Annotated in this window: 4 protein-coding genes and 1 pseudogene; 1 reads left to right on the top strand and 4 read right to left on the bottom strand. The window is 58.7% G+C overall.

The window, feature by feature from the left end; translation table 11 throughout:
- The 4 genes and pseudogenes from K359_RS62735 to K359_RS0146725 all read right to left on the bottom strand — a co-directional run.
- Window positions 1-146 (bottom strand): annotated as a pseudogene (locus K359_RS62735) (IS5/IS1182 family transposase); the annotation flags it as partial.
- A 458-nt stretch (window positions 147-604) separates the two neighbouring features.
- A complete protein-coding gene (gene hemN / locus K359_RS0146735) occupies window positions 605-1,957 on the bottom strand; it encodes an oxygen-independent coproporphyrinogen III oxidase (RefSeq protein ID WP_029085119.1) in 1,353 nt (450 codons plus the stop codon).
- A gap of 246 nt (window positions 1,958-2,203) precedes the next feature.
- Complete coding sequence (locus K359_RS56285) at window positions 2,204-2,827, bottom strand: hemerythrin domain-containing protein (protein ID WP_035978447.1); 624 nt, start codon at window positions 2,825-2,827, stop codon at window positions 2,204-2,206.
- 120 nt (window positions 2,828-2,947) lie between these two features.
- On the bottom strand, window positions 2,948-3,631 hold the full coding sequence (locus K359_RS0146725) for a helix-turn-helix domain-containing protein (RefSeq protein WP_063619008.1): 684 nt from the start codon (window positions 3,629-3,631) through the stop codon (window positions 2,948-2,950).
- 763 nt (window positions 3,632-4,394) lie between these two features.
- Between K359_RS0146725 and K359_RS0146720 the strand changes: the two genes are divergently transcribed.
- Window positions 4,395-5,461: ISAs1 family transposase (locus tag K359_RS0146720; protein WP_029085120.1), on the top strand; the 1,067-nt coding region annotated here is incomplete at its 3' end.

The raw sequence follows: 5,461 nt of genomic DNA, 5'->3' as shown, positions 1-5,461 counted from the left end.
TAGAGCGGCGCGATCTCGCCGTCGATCCAGTCCCAATCGATCTTGCCGGTGAGCCGGACCAGCTCGTGCTTCAGATTGATGATCTGGTCGAGCCGCGCCCGGAAAAAATCGTTCGCTCCCGTCGTTTTGTGCTTCTTCGGCCGCATCGTGCCCTCCGATGCGGACAGGGAATCATGCTTCGCCCGTCGAGGGAATCTCGAAAACGAAATTGCAAGCTTCCGATGCACAAAACACCAAAACCTTGCAATCTCAGAACGTCATTCCAGCCAAATTACGATTCCAGATCAGTCGCCTGGAAGCTTCTTAACGGGCGACTACCAAAATCGCGCACGCAAGGACCTCATCATCACCAATGAAATGAGCAGCTTGAGTTAGGCCAGATTCGGTCGGTCGTTGGTCAAACCGTTGTCGCCCGATTGGAATCCTCGGTTCCAACGAGTGTTTGAAATCTACGTGCGGCTCGACGTAGTGGGTGTGACGACGCTTGTAGATAGCTCGGGACCGGATGCCAAATCGGCGTGCTATCAGCCGTGCGATACTCCTAACCAGAAGCCGATTTGGTGATGTTGATCTCCGATCGGAACCGGATCGGGTTGGCTTCGGTTCAAACCGCCCGACTGTGCGTAGCCCTCGACCCAGGGAGGTGCGCGTCGAACGAAGATGCGACGCTCCGGACCAGAAACTCTGTGCCATTGACCACGGAAAGTCGACCGTCGTCCAGTACGGCAACTCCATCTGCGATCAGGTTGGCGAGTCGAGAACGATCGACGACGGCCAGGCTCGGATCCTTGCCGTAACGACGGCATGTCTCGCAAAGATCGACTGCCATGCCGCACATGAGTCGCTCGATGATTTCGGCGCGGAAGCGATCGTCGTCGGCCAGCAAATAGCCCTTCATCGTGGCCAGCCGTTCCTCGGCGATGCGAGCAAGGTAGTCCTTTATCGACACAGCGTTCGCGACGAACCCTTGTTGCATCTGGCCAATGGCGCTGGCGCCGAGTCCAAGGAGGGTGTCCGCCGAATCATCCGTATAACCTTGAAAGTTGCGCCTCAACCTGCCTTCCTGCCGTGCCAGGGCGAGATTGTCGTCCGGCAGGGCGAAGTGATCGATGCCGATGCGTACATATCCAGCGTCGACCAAAGCTTGCGCGATCGTTTCCGATTGCAGGTGTCGCTCGACGCTGTCGGGCAGAGTGGATCCATCGATCTTGCGTTGATGCTTCTTAAGGAAAGGAACGTGCGCGTAGCCAAACACCGAGAACCGATCCGGATGCAGTTCGAGACATTTGGAAAGAGTGTCGAGGCAGGAAACGACGGTCTGCTGGGGCAGCCCATAGAGCAGGTCGAAATTAATCCGGCCGATGCCGGCGCGGTGTAGACGATCGACCGATACTGCGGTCTGTTCGAAGCTCTGCAGACGGCCAATGGCCCGTTGAACAACCGGATCGAGGCTTTGGACACCTAGGCTCGCCCTGTTGACCCCGCAATAGCCTAGCGCCTCGGCCATCGGCTCGGTCAATATGCGTGGATCGATCTCTACGGCGATCTCGGCATCAGGCAAAATTGCGAACGAATAGCGCAACGAGGCGACCAGATCAGCAAACGTTTCAGGTGTCATGATCGTCGGCGTGCCGCCGCCGAAGTGGACATGGGAGACCGGTTGTCGTCGACCGATGGTTTCTCCAATGAGGTAGGCTTCAGTTCGCAGTGCGGTTGCATAGGTCGCGAGCGGCTCCTGGCGTTTCATGACAGATGTGTGGCAGCCGCAGTACCAGCACATGCTTCGGCAAAATGGCACGTGCACGTAAATCGAGGCGGACTGCTGGCCGCCTAACGACTTGAGCCACGCTTGATAGTCGGATTCGCTAACTGACGCCGAGAAATGGGGAGCCGTCGGATAGCTGGTGTAGCGTGGCAGGGAGTGCTGCCCGTAGGATTTTGCCAAGTCGGGTCGCATTCTTCTTCTCTGGGTCCAAATCGCAGATACGCCGGATGGGTTTTGCGCTGCGTCAGTTTAATTGGTGGCTGATGGCAGTGGCGAGTCTGAAGCCAAATTGGTAGGGCATGCCCACGGCGTATATCGTCCCTGGATCGCGATGAAGCGGTGATGCCGCAGCAATGGGCGGCATGCAGGCCAGTTCTCGTTTTGATCCAATTGGGCCTGCATGAGCAAAGGGAGAAAGTATTCCTCTCCCGAAGGATACTAGCCGTCCCTCGTGAGGCCATGTAGCGGGCTGCCGGCCATTCCGGAGGAAAGAGCGACCGAACTCCGTTCGGCTTCAGCTTCTTGCTCCAATTCTAGGATATGCGCTCTTAGCGCATCGGAGGTCGCCCTTGCTGCTTCGCTGAATAGGGGATCACCATGATCGGTGAGAGCAGAAGCGATGTCGGTCCAATCCTGAGGGGATAGAGCCAGAACGGCGGCGGGAAAGAAATCTCGTTCTTCCAACATCATGTGGTGCCGCTCGCGTACGATAAAGTCGCGTACGATATTGCCGACGTCTTGCCGAACGAGTTCACGATCCGCGAGGATCCCATCAATAGCTTGAACGGCGTGGTGCAGACGGTCGACGACTTCCTGGTGTTCATGTGCGAGATTGCCGACGATCGCAGCCGCATCCGGATCGCGAGTCTCGAGCTTTGAGAAAATCAAGTCTTCTTGAGGATGATGGTACATCGCCGGGTAAACCTCGAAGTAGCTGAGGATCGCGCGAATGACCTCATAGTCCGGACGGGTCCCATGCTCGAAAACCTCCAATTCGCGTTGGAGGAAAGTCAGAAGAAGATCAATATTGCGATGCTCTCGAAGCAACAGATCGATGATCATTGTGGGCTCCATGGAGGAACAAGGTAGCAGATCGCTCAAGCTAAGGTTCAGTGTCCTTCACGGCGCCGCAATTGTCCGCGCTGTTCTTGCAGAATTCGCATTTTCGCCGCGGCTTGCGACTTAACCCAAGTTCTGCACATAGCGGCTGGATAATCTGCCGTCACGCAGCTCGACTCGGCGTGAGGTTGGTAGGGCAATAACGCCATTCTGCTCAAGTTGGGTAAAGGTGCGCGACACCGTCTCGATGGTCAAACCAAGGTAATCGGCAACATCCTGCCGTGACATGGGAAGTTCGATCGCACCGTTCTTGGTAGCGCGGCGAGACATATCGAGCAGAAAGGCCATCACCCGATCTTCTGCGCTGCCGATCAGGAGCATTGAATGTTGCTGAAAGCGGCGGAGCTCCAGCGCCATACCGTCCCACAGCTGTCGCGTGAGCTCCCTCTCGTGACTGGCGCGAACAATGACGGCGGAGCGCTTCACCATCAGCAGATGCGTCTCACAGATCGCCTCGGCCGAAGAGATATGGCTTTCTCCGGCCTCGAAGCCGAAGATGTCGCCGGGCAGATAAAATGCACCGATCTGACGGCGTCCGTCCTCCAGAATCTTGTAGGTTCGCACAGCACCTGACACCACTTGATACAGGTATTCAGCTGCCTCATCCTCGCCGTAGATCTCGCTGTTGCGAGTGAACCGCATCGGTGCCGCAATCATACCAAACGGACCACAACCATGCGGCTGCCTGCGCAAGACGCTAGTCGGATGTCGGCTGATCTCGTGAGAAGGTGCGGCCTGGGCCTGCATGGCGGACTCAATCTTGCTAACGACGATGGGGCTCAGATTGGCCGCTTCCAACGGGCCGGCAAATTCGGATGTTTTCCCTAAGTAGAAGCCACTAAGTATTTACACGTAGGTCCTGTAATGCCGTCCTAGTGCAGCGCTGCCCCTGGCTTGCTCCAACCCGCTCGAAGCCGGCCAGGCGGCCTTTGGATCGAAAGAGGCTGCCGGCTTGGTCGGCCTTGCCGATGGAAACAATCGCAAGCCTGGGCCAATCTCCCGGGAAGAGCCAGGCGGAAGCGCAATGCCTTAGAATGTGGCAGGTCGATATCGATCGAGCTGCTGGAGGAACTGCTCACGGACAGTCTTGCCACCAAAATCACCGGAGAGCGGCAAGGCCAGCCGTTGAGCCGGATCAATATGTCACCCGAGCCAAGTTCTCGGGCTTACACGTGCGCGCGTATCAGATCATACCAAGCTCGTCGTCCAGGTGGACCTGGCGTAACCGATGAGGGGATGCCGCCAATATGCGCGTTGTCACAGCGGCGGCCGGCCGGTGGCTGGAGAAGGATTATTGGCCAGGTCATCCTAAGGCGGAGAGCCGAAATCGGCCGTGGACGAAGGCGCCGGATCCGCCCATCACCAGCAGGTCGAAGCTTTGGTGCGCCGCGAGCGACAGGAGGGTGCGCCCCGCTGACCGCAGGGGAATCGCATATGGGTTTTGGCTAGCTATTGCGTTGGAAGGCAAGAAGGATTCTGAAGACGACTCCCGGATTCTGGAGGGAGTCGGATGCGGAAGTTCAGAAGGGCGTTTGGGCGCTTGCCGGACCCGCGCGCAGGCAATGCGAGCCACGAACTGCTGGAAGTTCTGTTCATCGCGCTGGCGGCGGTTCTGTGCGGAGCCGGCAGCTGCGGGGAGATGGAGGAGTTTGGACAGTCCAAGGAAGGCTTGTTGCGCCTCTTCCTGAAGCTGGAGCACGGCATCCCCAGCCACGATACGTTCAGTCGGGTGTTCCGTCTGCTCAAGCCGCAGGCCTTTGAGTTCGCCTTCCGCCGCTTCATGGCGGCGTTTGCCAAGGCCAATGGGCTCAAGCTTACCGGCGTGATTGCGGTCGATGGCAAAGCTCTGCGGCGTGCCTATGAACGCGGCGGACGGGCAACGCCACTGCATCTGGTCAACGTCTTCGCAGTCGAAGCACGCATGGCTCTGGCGCAACAAAAAGCGCCGGGGCGCAACGAGACGGCGGGCGCCTTGGAGGTGCTGGATCTTCTCTCCCTTGAAGACTGCACTGTGACCGCCGATGCCCTGCATTGCCACCGCGGATTTGCTGCAGCGGTGCTTGATCGGGGCGGACATTATGTTCTGACGATCAAGGCGAACCGTGGCCTCTTGTTCAAGGCGGTGACGCAGCAGTTTGCGCGATCGGGGCAGCGCAGCACCGTCCAGCAGACCGACCGCCCGGCCCATGATCGCAGCGAGGCGCGACGTGCGACCGTCATGCGCAACACGACCCTGGCTGAACGCTTCCCCGGCGTGGCGGCCGTGGGCCGCGTCACCTCGCGCCGGCGCCTGCGTGACCAGCGCGCCGATCCGCCGGTCGTACGTTACTATCTGCTGTCCAGATATATCTCTGCCAAGCGGCTGCTTGACGTCACCCGCAGTCACGGGGCCGTTGAGAACCGGCTGCATTGGGTGCTCGACGTCCATTTTGCCGAGGATCGCAACCGCTCCCGCAAGGACCACGCACCGGAGAATCTCGCCATTCTCCGACGCCTTGCCCTCAACATCCTGCGAGCCCACCCCGATCGCAAGTCCATCAACCTCAAGATCAGACGCGCAGGCTGGGACGAGGCCTT

It is taken from the genome of Bradyrhizobium sp. th-b2 (assembly GCF_000426785.1).
GTDB classification, from domain to species: domain Bacteria; phylum Pseudomonadota; class Alphaproteobacteria; order Rhizobiales; family Xanthobacteraceae; genus Bradyrhizobium; species Bradyrhizobium septentrionale.
Note: the sequence above shows the minus strand (reverse complement) of the source record. Positions and strands in the feature narration are given on the sequence as shown.